General features: G+C 70.9%; 16 protein-coding genes. 9 read left to right on the top strand and 7 right to left on the bottom strand.

Features of this window, described 5'->3' with window-relative positions; genetic code table 11:
• Positions 1-5 precede the first annotated feature (5 nt).
• Together NR792_RS14550 and NR792_RS14545 are read left to right on the top strand one after the other, a co-directional pair.
• The gene (locus NR792_RS14550; RefSeq protein WP_043321926.1) at positions 6-407 is read left to right on the top strand and encodes a TIGR02266 family protein; all 402 of its coding nucleotides are present in this window, start codon (positions 6-8) and stop codon (positions 405-407) included.
• A complete protein-coding gene (locus NR792_RS14545) occupies positions 404-955 on the top strand; it encodes a DUF192 domain-containing protein (protein WP_375760636.1) in 552 nt (183 codons plus the stop codon). The genes NR792_RS14550 and NR792_RS14545 overlap by 4 nt, the downstream gene beginning before the upstream one ends.
• 15 nt (positions 956-970) lie before the next feature.
• Here the strand turns inward: NR792_RS14545 and NR792_RS14540 are convergent, their stop codons facing one another.
• The 7 genes from NR792_RS14540 to cglC all read right to left on the bottom strand — a co-directional run bounded on the left by NR792_RS14540 (position 971) and on the right by cglC (position 8,521).
• Positions 971-2,749: a bifunctional diguanylate cyclase/phosphodiesterase gene (locus NR792_RS14540; protein ID WP_375760635.1), complete on the bottom strand. Its 1,779-nt coding sequence runs from the start codon at positions 2,747-2,749 to the stop codon at positions 971-973.
• 139 nt (positions 2,750-2,888) lie between these two features.
• Entirely contained in the window at positions 2,889-4,109 is a 1,221-nt protein-coding gene (locus tag NR792_RS14535; RefSeq protein ID WP_375760634.1) for a hypothetical protein, read from the bottom strand.
• 80 nt (positions 4,110-4,189) lie between these two features.
• Positions 4,190-4,666: a Cys-tRNA(Pro) deacylase gene (ybaK, locus tag NR792_RS14530; protein ID WP_120591064.1), complete on the bottom strand. Its 477-nt coding sequence runs from the start codon at positions 4,664-4,666 to the stop codon at positions 4,190-4,192.
• A 5-nt stretch (positions 4,667-4,671) separates the two neighbouring features.
• Positions 4,672-5,814, bottom strand: a complete 1,143-nt coding sequence (gene purK, locus NR792_RS14525; protein ID WP_375760633.1) for a 5-(carboxyamino)imidazole ribonucleotide synthase — start codon at positions 5,812-5,814, stop codon at positions 4,672-4,674.
• On the bottom strand, positions 5,811-6,314 hold the full coding sequence (purE, locus tag NR792_RS14520; protein ID WP_375760632.1) for a 5-(carboxyamino)imidazole ribonucleotide mutase: 504 nt from the start codon (positions 6,312-6,314) through the stop codon (positions 5,811-5,813). Before purE ends, purK begins: the two co-directional genes overlap by 4 nt.
• A 170-nt stretch (positions 6,315-6,484) precedes the next feature.
• The gene (locus NR792_RS14515) at positions 6,485-7,912 is read right to left on the bottom strand and encodes a VWA domain-containing protein (RefSeq protein WP_375760631.1); all 1,428 of its coding nucleotides are present in this window, start codon (positions 7,910-7,912) and stop codon (positions 6,485-6,487) included.
• Positions 7,913-8,014: 102 nt separating this feature from the next.
• On the bottom strand, positions 8,015-8,521 hold the full coding sequence (gene cglC / locus NR792_RS14510) for an adventurous gliding motility lipoprotein CglC (RefSeq protein WP_375760630.1): 507 nt from the start codon (positions 8,519-8,521) through the stop codon (positions 8,015-8,017).
• Positions 8,522-8,788: 267 nt separating this feature from the next.
• Here cglC and NR792_RS14505 point away from each other — a divergent pair, with 267 nt between their 5' ends.
• The 7 genes from NR792_RS14505 to pcnB all read left to right on the top strand — a co-directional run bounded on the left by NR792_RS14505 (position 8,789) and on the right by pcnB (position 18,196).
• On the top strand, positions 8,789-9,616 hold the full coding sequence (locus NR792_RS14505) for an outer membrane beta-barrel domain-containing protein (protein ID WP_375760629.1): 828 nt from the start codon (positions 8,789-8,791) through the stop codon (positions 9,614-9,616).
• The gene (locus NR792_RS14500; RefSeq protein ID WP_375760628.1) at positions 9,613-10,521 is read left to right on the top strand and encodes an outer membrane beta-barrel domain-containing protein; all 909 of its coding nucleotides are present in this window, start codon (positions 9,613-9,615) and stop codon (positions 10,519-10,521) included. The genes NR792_RS14505 and NR792_RS14500 overlap by 4 nt, the downstream gene beginning before the upstream one ends.
• Positions 10,522-10,527: 6 nt before the next feature.
• Complete coding sequence (gltC, locus tag NR792_RS14495; RefSeq protein WP_375760627.1) at positions 10,528-12,573, top strand: adventurous gliding motility protein GltC; 2,046 nt, start codon at positions 10,528-10,530, stop codon at positions 12,571-12,573.
• A gap of 67 nt (positions 12,574-12,640) precedes the next feature.
• Positions 12,641-13,999, top strand: coding sequence for an MFS transporter (locus tag NR792_RS14490; protein WP_375760626.1), 1,359 nt, complete (start codon positions 12,641-12,643; stop codon positions 13,997-13,999).
• Between the two features lie 10 nt (positions 14,000-14,009).
• Positions 14,010-15,044: a phosphate acyltransferase PlsX gene (gene plsX, locus NR792_RS14485; RefSeq protein WP_120530640.1), complete on the top strand. Its 1,035-nt coding sequence runs from the start codon at positions 14,010-14,012 to the stop codon at positions 15,042-15,044.
• A complete protein-coding gene (locus NR792_RS14480) occupies positions 15,041-16,087 on the top strand; it encodes a phosphatase domain-containing protein (RefSeq protein ID WP_375760625.1) in 1,047 nt (348 codons plus the stop codon). The genes plsX and NR792_RS14480 overlap by 4 nt, the downstream gene beginning before the upstream one ends.
• A gap of 390 nt (positions 16,088-16,477) precedes the next feature.
• Positions 16,478-18,196: a polynucleotide adenylyltransferase PcnB gene (pcnB, locus tag NR792_RS14475; protein WP_375760624.1), complete on the top strand. Its 1,719-nt coding sequence runs from the start codon at positions 16,478-16,480 to the stop codon at positions 18,194-18,196.
• Positions 18,197-18,349: the final 153 nt, after the last annotated feature.

Genomic DNA, 18,349 nt, shown 5'->3' with positions numbered 1-18,349 from the left:
GCCGCATGTCCGAACAGAAGAGCGGATCCGAACTGCGCACCCACGGTCGTGCGCCCATCGAGCTGAAGGTCGACTACAAGAAGCTCAATTCGTTCTTCGCTGACTACACGAAGAACATCAGCAAGGGCGGCACGTTCATCAAGACGAAGAAGCCGTTGCCCATCGGCACGCGCTTCCTCTTCAAGCTGACGGTGCCGCACCGCGAGGCACCCTTCGAACTCCTGGGCGAGGTCGTCTGGTCCAAGGCCGACGCGGAGGAGCCCGGCATGGGCATCCGCTTCATCTACAGCAGCGAGTCGCAGCGCGTGGACTTCGAGACGCTGGTGGAGCGGCTCATGTCCGACAGCCTGGGCTCCGAGCTGACCGAGAAGCTGCTCAACAAGCCCCTGCACCCCCAGCACCCATGAAGATGCGACTCGCCTTCGTTCTGGCGGCGCTGGCCTTCGCGGGCGGCGCGTGTCAGGAAGCGCCCGCCGCGCCTCCGAAGCCCGCCGCGCCCGCTCCGGCGCGTCCGAAGTCGAGGGACGTGGCGGCGGAGGACTACGTGATGCCGACCCTGCCGCGCGCGCACGTGCGGCTGAAGGATGCCTACGGAGGAGTGCACCGCGTGGAGGTGGAGGTGGCCGCCACGGCAGAGGCGCGCACGCGCGGGCTCATGTGGCGCAAGTCGCTGCCGGCGGGGCAGGGCATGCTCTTCCTCTTCCCGGAGGAGGAGGTGCGCGGCTTCTGGATGCGCAACACGCTCATCCCCCTGGACATGCTGTTCATCACGTCCGAGGGCCGCGTCGTGGGCATCATCGAGAACGCGGAGCCGCGCACGCTGACGAACCGCACGGTGGGCATCCCCAGCCAGTACGTGCTGGAGGTGCCGGGCGGCTGGTGCCAGAAGAACGGCATCGTGCGCGGCGGCACGGCGGAGTTCGAGGGCGTGAGCACCCTCCCCATCGCGCCGTGACCCAGCGGGTGGGCGCTACTTCACCGCGCCCGGCTGGAACAGGAACGTGCTGGTGTGCGTCTGCGCGGAGACGGCCTTCACGCGCTTGCGCAGGGCCGCGGCGACGGCGGACAGCTCCGCGGGGTGGGGCTGGGCGGACAGCCCGTGGTGGTCCACCGCCGCGAGGCTCAGCGTCACCGGCACCGTCTTGCCCGCCGCGTCCGTCGCGGTGAAGCCGCCGCGCCGCAGGTCCTCCGGACCGTAGAGCGGCACCTTCTCCGCGTCGAAGCGCTGACAGAGCGTGCGCAGCACCTCCGGCGCCACCGCGTCCGGACACACGAGCACGAAGTCGTCGCCGCCCACGTGGCCCAGGTTCGAGCCCTCGGGCAGCAGGTGCAGGCACTCCGACAACACGCTCGCCGTGTAGCGGATGACCCGGTCGCCCTGGAGGAACCCGTAGCGGTCGTTGTACGCCTCGAAGTGGTCCAGGTCCGCGTAGATGACCGTGAACGCCTTGCCCTGGAGCGCGGCGCGGATCCACCGCTCGATCATCCGGCTGCCGGGCAGGTCCGTGAGCGGATGCGCCCCCGTCGCCGCGTGCTGCTCCAGGTCCGAGGCCCGCGCGATGAGCTGCTTCATCGTCACCGTGCCCAGGAAATGGCCCTTCGCGTCCGTCACCACCACCGGGTCGTAGACGGACTCTGGGGGACGGCGCATCGCCATGCGCGCCAGCGCCGTGATGGCCGTCGCGTCCTCCACCACCATCGGCGCCTCGCGCGGCCCCTCCGGAAGCGCGGACGCCGAGCTGACGGCGGCCCCCCCGAAGCGCGCGTAGAAGCTCCGCCGCGTCACCACCGCGTGCGGCTGCTCCGCGTCCAGCAGCACGACGTGGTCCTCGCCCGGCGTGCGGCGGAAGAGGCGGTCCAGCTCCACCGCCTGCGCCGTCACCGGAGCGCACGGCGGACGGATGATCATGCTGCCCACCGTCTCGTCGTCCTCGTGCTCGCGGTGGTGCAGCGCGCGGATGGCCTCCCGGCAGCGCTCCGCGAAGTCCGCGCCGGGCCGCTGCGGGGAGCTCACGGGCCGCGCCAGCAGGTAGCCCTGCGCGTGCCGGATGCCCAGGCGCAGCAGGACCGCCAGCTCGTTCCACGTCTCCACGCCCTCGGCGATGAGCACCGCGTCCACGCGCTGCGCGAAGGCCACCAGCGACTTCACCAGGTGCTGCCGGTACGTGTGCAGGTGGATGTCCCGCACCAGCGCCTGATCCAACTTGATGAAGTCCGGCGCGCTGTGCACCAGCGTCACCAGGCCCGAGTGCCCCGCGCCGAAGTCATCCAGCGCGATGCCGAAGCCCTGCTCCGCGTACCGCCGCGCGAGCATGCGCAGCTGCTCCGTGTCCTCGAACGTGCTGCGCTCGGTGATCTCCAGCACCAGCTGCTGCGGACTCAAGCCGTGCTGACGCAAGAGCTCCAGCGTGGACGCGCCGCCAAAGCGCTCGTCGCTCAGCACGTCCGGGCTGACGTTGAAGAAGAAGGGCCCGCGCCGCTGCGCCTCCGGCAGCGTGGCGATGCGGCGCACCGCCGCGGTCCAGCACGCGCGCTCCAGCTCGAAGGTGAAGCCCTCCACCCGCGCGCGGTTGAACAGCTCGTTGGGGGACTCCACCGGGCCCAGGCCTCGCGACAGCACCTCGTGGCCAAGCACCTCGCCGCTGAGCAGATCGACGATGGGCTGGAAGACGGTGGCGACCCTCGGCTCATCTCCGTTCCACAGCCAGGGCGGTGGCGCTGCAGGCTTGCTGGGGGAGGGCAGGCTCATGACTCCCGAAATGTACCGCGCTCCGGCGCAAGCTTCAGGCCCCCCCGACCACTCGGCAGGTCCAACATCGAAAACGGACGCTTGCCGCGGGGCCTCCCGGGAGCCCGGGGCGGGCGGGACCTGACAGCCTCCCCAGGTCCTATTCCCCCTGAATCCGCTGGATTTCCGGCACCTTGGCGCCGTCGGACGCGACCGGAGCCGGATCCACGGGCGTCACCGGGGCGGCCTCCACCGGCGCCACCTGGGTCAACGTCACCTGGGCCGCGACCGCGTCCATCGCCTGGCCTTCCTCTCCCTGGGCGGTCGAGAGGGCGCGGAAGCGGCGGGCCAGCGAGGCCAGCTCCGCCGCCTTCAGCTGGGCCTGACCGCTGCGCAGCGACAGCAGCGCCACGCGCGCACGCTCCAGCAGCGCCACCTCCGCGCGCAGCCTCGCGAGGATGCGCTCCCGCCGCTGACGCATGTCCCCCAGCCGCTCCACCTCTTCCGCCAGCGACGCCGCCGCGGCCTCCAGCTGCCGGCGCGCCACCACGTCCGTGCTCGCGCGGGCGCTGCGCTCCAGGCTGTCGCGCTCCGCCTGCAGCTCCGCGGCGGCGCGCTCCTCCAGCTGCGCCTCCACGCCGGCCCACTCGGACGCCAGCTCCACCGCGCCCTTCGTGATGCGCGCCAGCGTGCGGGCCAGCTCCTCGCGGGCGGGCTCCCGGGGCAGCTTCGCCAGGGACTGGCCGCATTGGCGGTAGAGGGTCAGCGCGCGCTCGGACAGCGTGAGGAAGTCCCCGGACAACTGGGGCAGCAGCTCCTCCGCGCGCGCCTCCACCGGGTCGGCCGTCAGGCCCAGGTGCGCGGCGATGGCGCCCAGCCCCACGAAGAGGCCCACGATGCCGCCCACCACCGCCGCCGCCAGCAGCGTGGGCGTGGCCACGGACGCGAGCCGCACCGCCAGGGTGTTCGCCACCACGCCGCCCGCCAGGGTGAGCCCCGCGCCCAGCACGGAGCCCAGGCCGTAGTGCACGAGGGTGGGGCGGGCCTCCGCGACCTGTCCCTCCTCGCCCAGGTCGTTGAGGCGGGAGCGCACCAGCAGGGCCCCCGCGGCCGCGCCGCTCGTCGCCACCGTCCACGCGGGCGACAGGCCCAGCCCATAGGGCAGCGCCACCAGCAGCAGGCCCAGGCCACTCAAGAGGCCCCGGTCCCACCGGTCTCCGCGCGCGCACGCCAGCACCACCGCGGCAGGCACGAGCCACGTCAACGGCACCGGCAGGCCCACGCGCAGGCCCAGCCACTGCACCAGGCCCGCCCCGGCGCCGGCGGCCAGCGCGCGCGTGACGGTGTGCTCGAAGGCTTCGCGGTGGTGGAATTGCAACACGGCGGCATTCATCGGGACACCCCGGGAACGGCCCCAAGGGCCGGGAATGTCCCTTCGAACGCGCGGCGCGCGAAAAGGGTCTACGCCTTCGGACGCGAGATGGGTCCCGGCTTTCCCTTCGTCACGCGAAGGTAGTCCGCCGGGGCGAGGACGAGCTGCGTCCCGCGCACCCCGGCCGACACGGCGACCTCGTCGAACAGCTCCAGCGTCTCGTCGACGAAGACGGGGTAGTCCTTCTTGCCCCCCAGCGCGGTGACGCCGCCCCGGATGTAGCCGGTGAGCGGCTGCAGCTCCTTGAGGGGGACGGTGTCCACCTTGCGGTCGCCGGAGAGGCGCGCCAGGGCCTTCAGGTCCAGCTCCGCGTTGCCGGGCACCACCGCCATCAACACGCCGGTGCGGTCCCCCTTGGCCACCAGCGTCTTGAAGACCTGCTCCGCGGGCATGCCCACCTTGGCGGCCACCGTCTCCGCGGACAGGTCGTCCGGATCCACGTCGTAGTCGCGCAGGCTGTACGCGATGCCGAGCGAGTCCAGGAGCCGGGCGGCGTTCGTCTTCATGGGCGTCACATCCCCAGGGCGGCGGCCGCGGCCTTCACGCGCTGGAGCGCGTCCTCGGGCGTATTTCCCACCGCGGACAGGTGGCCCATCTTGCGGCCCTTGCGCGCGTCGCGCTTGCCGTACAGGTGCAGCCGGACGCCGGGCATCGCCAGCGCCTGCGCGAACCTGGGGCCGCCTTCCTTCAGCCACAGGTCGCCCAGCAGGTTCACGATGGCCGCGGGGCGCACCACCTCCACGGAGCCCAGGGGCAGGTTGCACACCGCGCGCACGGCCTGCTCGAACTGGCTGGTGAGGCACGCCACCTCCGTCGAGTGGAAGCTGTTGTGCGGCCGGGGCGCCACCTCGTTCACCAGCAGCGACCCGTCACCCAGGAGGAACATCTCCACCACCAGCAGCCCCTCCACCTTCAGCCCGGAGGTGATGTCGCGCGCCACCTGCGACGCCTGCGACAGCACGGCCTGCGGCAGTGGGCCCGGCAACAGCGACCACGCGAGGATGCGCTCCTCGTGGTGGTTGAACGCGGGCGGGTACACCGCGAGCTGTCCATCCGGCCCGCGCGCCACCAGCACGGACAGCTCCGCCTTCAGGTCCAGCGCGGCCTCCACCACCACGGAGCGCTCGCCCAGCTCCTTCCACGCGACGGCCGCCTCGGAGGCCGCCTTCACCTCGTACTGGCCGCGCCCGTCGTAGCCGCCCTCGCTGGACTTGATGAAGCACCTGCCGCCCAGCGCGGTGATGGCCGCGGACAGCTCCGCCTCCGAGTTCGCCTCGCGCCACGGGCCCAGCGGGAAGCCGCCCTTCGCGAGCCAGGCCTTCTGCCGGCCGCGGTGCTGCACCACCTCCAGCACGGAGGCGCCGGGCCGCATGGGCGCGTGCCGGGCCACCGCGTTGAGCGTGCCGAGCGACACCTTCTCGATCTCCAGCGTCACCACGTCGCACTGACGCGCGAGGTCCTCGGCCGCCGCCGTGTCGGAGAAGGACGCGGTGAGGCAGCGGTCCACCACCGAGCGGGAAGGGCACGTGGAGTCCGGATCCAACGCCTGCACCTGGTAGCCCAGCGTGCGCGCCGCGAGCGCCATCATGCGCCCCAGCTGGCCGCCGCCCAGGATGCCCAGCGTTCCTCCGGGGAGCACCATGGGGCCGCTCATCCCGCCACCTCGCGCTGCGCCAGCACCTCGTCCGTGCGGGCCTTGCGCCACGCGGCCAGCCGCTCGCGCAGCTCCGGGTACTTCAGCGCCAGGATGGCCGCCGCGTGCAGCGCCGCGTTGGCGGCCCCCGGCTTGCCAATGGCCTGCGTGCCCACCGGGACGCCCTTGGGCATCTGCACGATGGAGAGCAGCGCGTCGAAGCCGGAGAGCACCGTGGTGGGCATGGGCACGCCCAGCACCGGCAGGAGCGTCTTGCTGGACACCATGCCGGGCAGGTGCGCCGCGCCGCCCGCCGCGGCGATGATGACGGACAGGCCGCGCGATTCGGCGCTGGACGCGTACTCCATCATCCAGTCCGGCGTGCGGTGCGCGGACACGACGCGCACCTCGTGCGGGATGCGCAGCTCGGCGAGGATGTCGATCGCCGGTTGCAGGTGCTCAAGGTCGCTTCTGCCGCCCATGATGACCCCGACCCACGGGGTGCTCGCGCTCGCCGCCATGCTTGTCCGCGCCTCCAGTGCGCCCTGCTTTCCAGGGGGTGAAGCCTGGAAGAACGCGGAGATAGGGCCACGCGATTCCGGAGGTCAACCGCGAAGATGTGACGTCGCGATGAAGGGCGGGCAGGGGGACGGGCGCCGCCCCCTCGCACGCCCCGGGCTCCAGCCCCCGCTCAGTACGTCGAGCCCATGCGCCCGAAGCTCTTGAGCGCCTTCACCTTGCTGTTCTTCACGGCGGCCTTCTGGGCCTCCTCGGAGTCCGCGTCGTCGTATTCCTGCATCGCGCGGGCCTGGTCCGCCTGATCCGCCGCCACCGCCGCCGCGCCCGCCACCGCGCCCGCCTCCTGGAAGAGGGCCTGGTTCTGGTGCAGGTAGCCCTTGGCCTCGTCCTTCCGGCCCTGGCTCATCGCCTCCGCGGCCTTCTGGAGGTTCTGCGCGCTGCGGGCCCGGGCCGCGTACACCGTGGCCTCCTTGTCCTGGCGCTGGACCACCTCTTCCCGCACGTCGGTGGCCACCGCGGCCAGCGTGGACTGGTCCTCCACGTTCTTCTGCACGAGCAGGTCCGTGTACGCGACCTTCAGCCCCGCCACCTGCACGGACTGGCCCGCCGCGGTGCCCGTCACGTGGAGGCGCGCCACCACGCGCTCCACCTGGCCCGCGGAGAAGTCCGGCAGCGCCACGCGCACGGTGTTGCCGGCCTGGTGCGCGCGGTAGCCCAGCACCTCGTCCAGCGTCGTGCCCGGGGGCAGCTCGAAGGACAGCTCCACGTTGCGCGCCACCGCGGTGGTGGCCTGCTGCAGGTCGCGCTGGAAGAGGGTGGACAGCTTGCTCGCGTCCTCGAGGAAGCCGTACGCGCCCGCGCCGTACTCCGCGAAGGCCTGCATCAGGTCCTCGTTGAAGTCGGTGCCCACGCCAATGGAGCTCACCGTGATGCCGGAGGCGCGGATCTCCTTCACCACGTTCTTCAGCCCCTCCTCGTCGGACACGCCCTCGGTGGGCTGGCCGTCGCTCATCAGGATGAGGCGGTTGACGCGGGCCCCGTTGCCCATGGCGGACGCCAGCTGCGTGCGGCCCACCGTCAGGCCGGAGCTGATGTTGGTGCCGCCGTCGTCCCAGATGCCGTCGATGAACTGGAGCATCCGCTCGCGGTTGGCCGCGGTGGCCGGCAGGGACGGCAGGCTCTTCACGTCACTGCCGTAGTGCACGATGGCCAGCCGGTCCTCGTCGCGCAGGAGCGTCACCAGGTGCCGCGCGGCCTGCTTCGCCTGCTGGAGCTTGTAGCCGCTCATGGACCCGGACCGGTCGATGACCACCGCCAGGTTCACCGGGCTCCTCTTCGCCCCGGGCACCTCCGCGCCGGTGAGGTCCACCGTCACGTACGTCTCCGACGTGCCCACCGGCACATACGGATGCGACAGGCGGCTCGTCACCTGGAGACTGCCGGACGACGTGCGCGGCCCCGGGGCCGGAGTGGGAAGCGGGGGCACCGGGGTCGTCACGACGACCTGGGGCGGAAGTCCACCCCTGTGGGGCATGCCCAGCACCAGCGCGGTGAGGGCGAGGCCACCAGCCAGGGCGAGGAACAGGACCGTACGATTCATGGCAGGGCTCCAAAGGCGTTTGAAACGCGGGCCCTGCCTTTACGAACGGGGGGCGCGAAAAGGTCTAACCCTTTCGCGCGAGGCGACTGTTCAGTCCAGCGCTCAGGTGCCCTGGGCTTCCGGGGTGGCGCCCGCGCAGAAGTAGGGCGAGTTGTTCTCGCCGAAGGTGCGCCGGTAGAAGCCCTCGTCGGCGGCGCGGATGGCGTCCAGCGTGTCCTGGTCCAGGAGCAGGGGCCGGCACGTCATGCGGTCCTTGAGGCCCTCCTCCACGTCGCCCACGGTGCGGGTGATCTCGCAGCCGGTGGTGCTGCCCTGCACGCATTCCTTGCTGCAGTAGCCCAGGGCCGGCGCCTCCGGATCCGCGCTGCGGGGGCTCAGGTCGTCGCGCACGCAGATGAGGTCCTCGCACTCCAGCGAACCGAAGGAGATGAAGTCCTGCTCCGCGGCGATGTCCTTCTCCTTGACCTCCACCACCTCGCGGCCCTGCTCCGCACGCTCCTGATCCGTGGCCTTGCGCACCAGGTTGCACGGCTTGCCCAGCTCGGTGGTGACGTCGCAGCCTCCCATCAGGAGGACGGCGGACAGGAAGAGCGCGGATCGCACGAACATCTTTGAGACCTCTAGGAAGGATGGAACCAGGGCGCCTGGGGGGAGGACGCCGGAACCTCGAAACGGTAGCACACCGCTCCTTCGCGCCAACCCCTGACCCACGGGGAGCGAGCGCAGTGGAATTGTGAAGGGATACGGGAGGAATACAGAGGAGGCAGGCGCATCGTGGCGGTTGATGGTTGGGAATACGACCGATAGGATGGTGGGGCTGATGTCATGCTGCCTTCCGGTGGCAGTACGTTCCCTCCCCCCACGGAGCGCCCGGACTTGAACCGCCCCACGCTGCTGCTTGCGCTGAGCCTGATGTGGCCCGCGCTGGCCCCCGCCCAGAACCAGGAAGGCATGGGCCTCGATCTCACCGAGGATGCCCAGGCCAAGCCTCCCGAAGAAAACCCCGCGCCGCCGCCGGACGAGGAAGCCCGCCCCGCGTCGCCGCCTGCCGCCACCCCGGCGAAGGACATCCCGGTCGAAGCGCTGATGCCGCTCACGGACATCACCCAGGACGACCGGGTGAAGAGCGTGCAGCGCAAGGTCTACCTGAAGAAGCACCGCCTGGAGATCTCACCGTTCGTGAGCCTCTCCGTGAACGACCCGTTCTATTCGAAGTTCGGCGGTTCGCTGCGGGCGGCCTGGTACCTGTCGGACACGCTGGCCATCTCCGCGCGCGGCTCGTTGATCCAGGTGCTCCCGTCGGATGACGTCCGCACGGCGAAGCGCACCTTCAACGCGAAGATCTACAACTCCGTGCCGAACTGGTCCGCCATGGGCGACCTGGAGTGGGCGCCGCTCTACGGCAAGGTGTCCTTCCTCAACTCCATCCTCCACTTCGACGGCTACCTGCTGGGCGGCATGGGCGTGGTGAGGACGGAGACGTCCGAGCTTCCGGAGCGCGGCCTCAACCCGGCCTTCGACCTGGGCCTGGGCATGCGCTTCGTCACCAAGGACTACCTGGCCGTCAACGTGGCCCTCATCAACACCTCCTATGTGGATCAGCCCCTGGGCAGCAGCAAGGGCGCCATCCAGAACGTCATGACCCTCAACGCGGGCATCTCCATCTTCCTGCCCCTCAAGTCGACGGGGAGGGAGTCCGAATGAAGCCCGCCTTCCGTCTGCTCCTGACCCTGTGCGCGGGCGTGCCCGTGCTCGCCTCCGCCGCCGACCAGGCCCCCGCGCCCGCTCCGGCCGCGGCCGCTCCGGCCGCTCCGGCTCCGGCGACCCCGCCGCCCGCGGCCCCGGTGACCCCGGCGCCGAAGACGGCCGCCAACTCGAACCCGCCCACCACCTCCCAGGAGGAGGAGGCCGGCGACGTGTCCGAGGTGGACAAGGACGCCCTGGGGCCCCTTCGCGAGCGCATCCGGCCGGTGTCCGGCCACATGTTCCTCAAGAAGGGCCGCTTTGAAATCAGCCCGTCCGCGTCCATCACCATCCGCGACGCGTTCTTCAAGAAGTACCTCTTCGGCGGCACCGTCACGTACTTCCCCATGGAGACGCTGGGCGTGGGCCTGCGCGGCGGCTACGCGCTGAACTCCGTGGCGGGCTCCGCGCAGATCTGCACCTTCTCGCCGGGCGAGGACGGCGACACGCGCGGCTGCCGCGCGCCCACCAAGGGCGAGCTGGACGGGTACGCGCCCGGCCAGATGACGATGATGGGCGGCGTGGACGTCCAGTGGGCGCCCATCTACGGCAAGCTGTCGCTGCTGGCGGAGAAGTTCGTCCACTTCGACATGTACGGCGTCGTGGGCGCGTCCGTGGTCCAGTACAAGGGACCGGCGGAGTCGCTGACGGACGGCACGCCCGCCGCGGGCAGCAAGTCGTACCTCACGGGCGGCGGCAACGTGGGCGTCGGCCTGCGCTTCTTCTTCAACCGCTGGATGACGCTGCGCACGGAGCTGCGGGACGTCATCTACGTGGAGAAGGGCCGGGACCCCACGCCCAACTACCTCCGCAACCAGATCCTGTTCGAGCTGGGCCTGTCCTTCTTCTTCCCCTCCGGTTCCTGAAGACTCATGCGCACCCACCGGTTCCTCCGCCTCGCCGTCCTCGGGCTCACGCTCGCGTACACGGCCCCCACGCTGGCCCAGTCCTTCGAAGGGCTGGACCTGGCGGGCCAGTCGAAGAAGAAGAAGAAGGGGTCGTCTTCCAAGGCCTCCTCCAAGAAGAAGACCTCCGCCAAGCGCGGCAAGGGCAAGACGGCCGCCCCGGCCGAGGACACCACCGAGTCCTCCACCGCGGCGACCGACCCCGCGCCCATGGGCAACCCGGCCACGCCGCCCGCAGCCGTGACGACGACGCCCGCGCCGGCGGCCACCCCCGCCGCCGCTCCGGCCGCGCCCGCCGCCAAGCCGGCGCCCCAGGCCAGCCCCGGCCTGGGCCTGGACCTCACGGGCGACAACGACAAGCCGCCCGCGCCCACGATGACGTTCGACGCGGTGGACGTGTCCGGCAAGACGGCGGACCGCCAGCGCCTGGACGCGGCCATCAGCCTGTTCAAGAACGACGAGTACGAGAAGTCCGCGATGGCGGCCCACGAGCTGCTGGGGGACCCCAAGCTCCAGGGCCTGCACGTCGAGGCGCGCTACGTGCTCGCCAAGTCGCTCTACCGCATGGGGCTGTACCACTCGTCGCTGGGCGAGTTCTCCAAGATCCTCGCGGCGGGCCCGTCCACGAAGTTCTTCAAGACGAGCCTGGAGTGGCTGTTCTTCATCAGCCGCAAGACGCAGAACGAGACGGTCATCCTGGATGAGATCGCCCGGTACGCGAACTACGAGTTCCCGGAGAAGTTCCGCAACGAGTTCCGCTACCTGCTGGCGCGCTACCACTTCGTGCGTGGCCGCGCGCTGGATCAGGTGGGCCAGACGGAGAACGCGGACAAGTCCTTCGAGGAAGTGAAGCGCCTGGCGCTGACCATCCCGCGCACGGACGCGTTCTACCCGCGCGCGAAGTACCTGGAGGGCCTGGCCTTCTTCCGCAACGGCACGCGCAACAAGGACGCGGCCAGCAAGCGCGGCAACACGGACGTGCTCGCGTCGGTGGAGGCGATGAAGGAAGTGGTGCGCCTCACCCGTCCCATGGCGGGCCGCACCGGCGAGCAGGCGAAGCTGGACAAGTCGCTGCGCGAGCTGGCCTTCATGCAGCTGGCGCGCACGCACTACGGCATGCAGCAGAACCGCTTCTCCATCTTCTACTTGAACAAGGTGGAGCGCGGGAACACGCAGTGGCTGGAGGCGCTCTTCGAGTCCTCCTGGGCCAACTACCGCATCGGTCAGTACGAGCAGGCGCTGGGCAACCTCATCACCCTGTCGTCGCCCTTCTTCCGCGAGGAGTACTTCCCGGAGGCGCTCATCCTCAAGGCGGTCATCTATTACGAGAACTGCCGCTACCGGGAGTCCAACCTCATCCTCCAGGACTTCGAGCGCACCTACCTGCCCGTGCACGACGAGCTGGACGGGCTCGTGAAGAAGAACATGGAGGCCTCCGAGTACTACACGGTGCTCGCGGACGTGCAGAAGAAGAACAAGGACGGCCTGGAGAAGAACGGCACGGACGTCATCCTGGAGCGCATCCTGCGGCTGGCCCTCACGGATCAGGACCTGAAGAAGACCAACGACTCCATCCTGGAGCTCGAGGGTGAGATGGACCTGTTCTCCAACAAGGGCGACACGTTCAAGTACTCGGAGCTGACCAAGCAGCTGCTGGAGGAGCTCAAGGTCCAGCGCACCAGCCTCATCTCCAAGGCCGGCATCATGGCCAAGGGCAAGCTGGAGACGGAGCTGGGCGCGCTCAAGCTGCTGCTGGCCAACGGCCTGCGCATCAAGTTCGAGACGACCACCAAGGAGAAGGAGTTCCTGGAGGAGCAGCTCAAGGCGGGCGGCCGCACGGCCATCGTCAAGAAGTACAAGTACTCCGTGGCGGTGGCGGACGATCAGCTCTACTGGCCCTACGAGGGCGAGTACTGGCGTGACGAGCTGGGCACGTACCAGTACACGATGACCAAGGGCTGCATCGAGCGCGACACGGCCAACCGTCAGATCCAGTCCGCCGAGGCGATGTAGACGCCTCGCGCTGAGAGTGGGATTGTTCCCGGCCGCCGGAGCGCCCCGTACGCGCGCTCCGGCGGTCTTGTCTTTTCCAACGGTCCCTCGAAGGGACGAGGGGAGTGCGAAGTTGGCTCGGGAGGCGTCGCTGCGGGTGGTGTTCGGCATCGCCGTCCTGGACCTCATCGGGTTCGGCATCCTGATTCCGCAGCTGGGCGTGTACGGCGTGCGCTTTGGCGCTTCCCCCTTCGCGGTGGGGCTGCTGGTCGCGGTGTACTCGCTGATGCAGCTGGTGGCGGCGCCCCTCATGGGGCGGCTGTCGGACCGGTTCGGCCGGCGGCCGGTGCTGCTCATCTCCCAGGTGGGGTCGCTGGCGGGCTACGTGCTGTTCGCCTTCGCGCACACGCTGCCCCTCTTGTTCCTGTCGCGCGTCATCGACGGCATCTCCGGCGGCAACGTGTCCACGGCGCAGGCGGTGGTGGCGGACATCACCAAGCCGCATGAGCGCGCGAAGGGCATGGGCATCATCGGCGCGGCGTTCGGCCTGGGCTTCGTGCTGGGGCCCGCGCTGGGCGGCGTGCTGGGGGCGTGGGGCGGCAACCTGGCCATCGGCCTGTTCGCGGCGGGGCTGTCCGCGCTGAACCTCCTCAACACCTGGTTCTTCCTGCCGGAGACGCGCAAGCCCGGCTCTCCGTCCGCCACGGCGCGCACCCTGAAGGGCGCCCTGTCCGCGTTGACGCTGCCCGTCGTGGGCCGGTGCGTGGTGCTGGTGCTGCTCTACACGGTGGCCTTCGCGCAGATGGAGGGCACCTTCTCCGTCTACCTGCTGACGCGCTTCCTGTCCTCCGGGCCGGTGCCGCTGGAGGGCGGGTGGCTGGTGCACGCGGTGCATCCGGACGCGGCCATCCTGCGGGAGGCCAGCCTGCGCTCCGGGGCGCTGTTCGCGGTGGTGGGCGTGCTGTCCGCGCTGGTGCAGGGCGGGCTGGTGCGCCGGCTGGTGGCGCCTGTCCATGGCGCGTCCAGTCAAGAGGCGTCCGGTGGCCCGGGGGGCAGGGGAGGGCGGGAGGCCCCGGTGGCCGTGGTGGGCTTCGGGCTGACGGCGGCGGGGCTGGCGCTGCTGCCCGTGGCGCCGTCGTACGGGTGGCTCTTCCCGGTGATGGGCCTCTTGGCGGTGGGGTCCGCGCTGGTGACGCCGTGCCTGTCCGCGCTGGTGTCCCTGCACGCGCCCTCGGAGCGGCAGGGGGCGGTGCTGGGGGCGTATCAGGCGTCCGGGTCGTTGGGCCGCATCGTGGGGCCCGCGCTGGGCGGGCTGCTCTTCACCCGACTGGGCCCGACGGCCCCCTACGGGACGGGCGCGGTGCTGGTGGCGCTGGGTGGACTTTTGGCACTGTCGCTGGTGACACAGGTGCGAATGTCCGGAGCGGGCGCGGAGCAAAGCTCATAGGATGGGGACCATGGTGGGCAAGCCGCAGCACATCACCATCGCGTTCGACGTGATGGGGAGCGATCACGGCCCGGCGGAGGTGGTGCGAGGCGCCGCCCAGCTCTCGCTGGAGTCTCCGCACATCCACGCGCTGCTCGTGGGGGACCGGCCGGTCATCGACGAGGCCCTGGCGGGCATCAAGCACAACGGGGAGCGCATCTCCGTGCACCACGCGGGCGACTTCGTGGGCATGGACGAGAAGCCCGGCGAGGCGCTGGCGCGCAAGCCCGAGTCCTCCGTCGCGGTGGCCGCCCGGCTGGTGGCGGAGGGGGAAGCGCACGCGCTCGTCTCCGCGGGCAACACGGGCGCGGGCGTGCTCGCGTGCAAGCGCCACTTCCAGCTCATCCCCGGTGTGCGCCGCGCGGCCCTGGCCACGGTGTACCCCACGCGGGGCGTGCGCGGCGCGAAGCAGGACCCCTTCAGCCTCATCCTCGACGTGGGCGCCACGGTGGAGGCCACCGCGGAGGACCTGGTGGCGTTCGCCGTCATGGGCAGCGCCTACGCGCGCATCATCTCCCGCAACGAGCGGCCCAAGGTGGCGCTGCTGTCCAACGGTGTGGAGCCGCAGAAGGGTCCGCCGCGCGTGGTGGAGGCGCACCAGCGGCTGTCGCAGATGGCGGGGCTCAACTTCACGGGCAACGTGGAGGGCATCGACATTCCGCGCGGCACGGTGGACGTCATCGTCACGGACGGCTTCGTGGGCAACGTGTGCCTGAAGATGCTGGAGGGCGTGCACGACACGGTGATGGAGCTGGCCCAATACGCCTACAAGGAGAGCCTGCGCTGGCGCGCGGGCCTGGCCATGCTGTCCTCCGGCATCGAGCGGCTGAAGGACATCACCGACTGGGAGCAGTACGGCGGCGCGCCCATCCTCGGGTTCGACCGCATCTTCATCAAGGCGCACGGCCGCTCCAGGGCGCGCGCCATCGCGAACGCGGGCAAGGTGGCCGCGAAGGCGGTGGCGAACGAGCTGGGCACCGCCATCCAGGAGGGCCTGGCGAAGTGAGCCTGCCGGACCGCATCGACCCGCGTCCCCCGCGCCGCATCTACCGGTGGGACCTGGACAAGACGTACCTCCAGACGGACTTCGAGTCGTTGCGCGACCTGTTCCGCACCGCCTTCCAGAAGGCCCATGAGAAGGTCGCCGTGCCGGGTGCGTCCGCCCTCATCCGCGAGCTGGCGGAGCAGGGGGACTCGCGGCTGTGCATCGTGTCCGGCAGCCCCAAGCAGATGCGCGCGGTGCTGGAGGAGAAGCTCAAGCTGGACGGCGTCCAGTGGGACGAGTTCGTCCTCAAGGACAACGTGGGCAACCTGCTGCGCGGGCGCTTCCGGGCCCTGCGCGGACAGGTGGGCTACAAGCTGCCCGCCATCCTGGAGAGCCGCGTCAACGCGCCGGTGGAAGCGGAGGAGGTCCTCTTCGGCGACGACGCGGAGGCGGACGCGTTCATCTACTCGCTCTACGCGGACCTCATCGCGGGGCGTGTGGACGAGCGCGTGCTGTCCCAGGTGCTGGAGGCGGGCGGGGTGTACCCGGACGACGCCGCGCGGGTGCACGAGGCGTGGAAGAAGATTCCCATCGCGGACCCCGTGCGGCGCATCTTCATCCACCTGGACCGGCTGACGCCGCCCGCGCACTTCACGCCCTACGGCCCGCGCGTGGTGCCCATCTTCAACTACTTCCAGGCGGCGCTGGTGCTGCTGGCGGACGGCCACCTCACGGCGCCGCAGGTGCTCAAGATCGCCGTGGAGATGGTGCAGACGGCGGGGCACAACATCATCACGCTGTCGAACTCGTTCCAGGACCTCTTGCGGCGCGGACTGCCGCTGCAGCAGGCGGCCATCGCGCTGTCGCAGGCGATGGAGGGGCCCAACGCGCTGCTCAAGGCGATGCGGCCCGTGCCGGACATCCTGGCCGCGTTCAGCAAGCGCCTGGCCGCGCTGGGCACGCAGCCGCCCCCGCCGCGCGTGCAGGCGGTGGACTACGTGTCGCTCATCTCCCACGCGCTGCCCCGGACCCACAAGGGCCGCACCCTGAAGCCCCAGTCCTGAGCCCCGGGCCCTGGTGACTGCCTGCCTGCCCGGGGGCCTGTCCAGCGGCTGGAACCCCTGGAACGCCCGGCCCTGGCCCCGGATGGGGGTGGGGCGGGGTGTTATCCAGTGGAAGCGCCTTTCCCTGTGGGCAGCGGGCGCACGGAGGGCGGGCGGGGGGCCCCAGGCGAACCCCCGACGTCCCTGAAGAATGTCCTTAAGCGCGACCCCCATGGGTGGGAGGATGCGTGCTAGACGGCTGCCCTTCCGAGGCGAATGACGCGAGACCCGACCCATCCCCCGCCCCATGGCGGAACGCTGCCAGCCGCGCCCGGAGACGACGCGCGCGGAGAGGCCTCCTTCGAGGCGGCAGCGGCCGAGGCATCCGGGTCCGCGCACGAGGTTCTTTCCATGTCTTCCCCCCTGGACCTGACCGGCCCCGAGGAGCGCCCCGAGCGCACCGAGGCCCAGGCGCCCGCGGACTCCGCCGAGCGCCCCAGCGAGCACGAAACCCCTTCCCGGGCCCCCGAGGCCCCTTCCGAGCCCCCCTATTCCGCGGATGCGGGAGAGGACGACGGGTTCGACGACGATGACGACACCGAGGACGCCGGCCCCGAGGTCAGCGACGAAATCCAGCGCGCCACCGAGGCCCTGAAGGCCGCGGAGGCGGAGGACGCGCAGGCCGCCGCCGAGGCGGGTGACGAAGCCGAGGAGCCCGAGGCCGTCATCCTGGAGCCGGAGCCCGAGCCCGCCGCGAACGAGCCGGAGCTGCAGGCGCCCACCACCACGCGCACGGGCGAGCCCGCGGAAATCGACCCGGACGAGATGGATCCGGACGCGCTCAAGGTGGTGCTGCGGCTGCACCAGCACGGCCACCAGGCGTACCTGGTGGGGGGCTGCGTGCGCGACCTGCTCCTGGGCAAGAAGCCGAAGGACTTCGACGTGGCCACCAGCGCCCACCCGGGCGAGGTGCGCGCCATCTTCCGCAACTGCCGGCTCATCGGAAGGCGCTTCCGGCTGGCGCACGTCTACTTCAAGGGCGGGAAGATCGTGGAGGTGTCCACCTTCCGCGCGAACCCGACGGAGCTGGAGCCGGCGGCGGGCGCGGGGGCGGAGGAGGGGCAGGGCGGCGAGGACCTGCTGATTACCCACGACAACGTCTTCGGCACCGCGCAGCAGGACGCGCGCCGCCGCGACTTCACCATCAACGGCCTGTTCTACGACGCGGCGGAAGGCCGGGTCATCGACTACGTGCGCGGCCGGCGCGACCTGGATGAGCGCTTCATCCGGACGATTGGCGACCCGGAGATCCGCATGCGCGAGGACCCGGTGCGCATCCTGCGCGCGGTGCGCTTCGCGGCGAAGCTGGACCTGGACATCGAGTCGCGCACGTACGCGGCGATGGAGGGCGCGGTGGAGGACCTGCCGCGCTGCGCGCCCGCGCGCCTGCTGGAGGAGACGTTCCGGCTCATCCGCGGCGGCGTGTCCGCTCCGGCGCTGAAGCTGCTGGCGGCGCTGGACGCGCTGAAGATTTTGCTGCCGCCCGTGGATGAGTACCTCCGGGAGAACGGCAAGGAAGGGGAGAAGACCTTCTACGCCTTCGCGCAGGCGCTGGATAAGCGCGTGTCCGCGGGCGAGGTGCTGGACGACGCCATCCTGCTGGCGACGTTGCTGGTGCCCATCAGCCGCGCGCAGCCGCCAGTGGAGGAGTCGCAGGACGAGGGCCGCGCGTCGGTGTCGCGCGTCATCGAGGACCTGCTGGCCGGCTTCGTGGAGTCCGCCCGGCTGCCGCGCCGCATCGCCGAGCGCTGCCGCATGCTGCTGCTGATGCAGCGCACGCTGACCGGGGAGCGCCGCCGCAAGACGGGCGCCTTCCGCCGCCACCCGCTCTTCAACGAGGCGCTGGCCGTCTTCACGATGACGGTGGAGGCCACGGGCGAGGGCCGCGAGGCGCTGGAGGCGTGGCAGGCCGGCGAGGTGCCGCCGCCGCGCGCCGGAGCGAACAGCAATGGGGACGCGGAAGGCCCCCGCCGCAAGCGTCGCCGTCGCCGTCGCCGTCGTTCCGGCAACGGGAGCGGAGAGGGCGGCGGTTCAGGCGCGTCCTCCGGTTCCGACGCCGGCGAGGGCTAGCGCTCCGTAGCGCCCAGGTGCGGCGAAAGGGCTGGAGCGCTTCGGTGCTCCGGCCCTTGTCGTGTCCGGGGGACGGCGCTCCCGCAGCGCATAGGTGCGGTGCAGAGGGGCTGGAGCGCTTCGGTGCTCCGGCTCTTGTCGTGTCCGCGAGCT

The organism is Corallococcus exercitus (assembly GCF_042231735.1).
GTDB lineage: Bacteria > Myxococcota > Myxococcia > Myxococcales > Myxococcaceae > Corallococcus > Corallococcus exercitus_B.
Note: the sequence above shows the minus strand (reverse complement) of the source record. Positions and strands in the feature narration are given on the sequence as shown.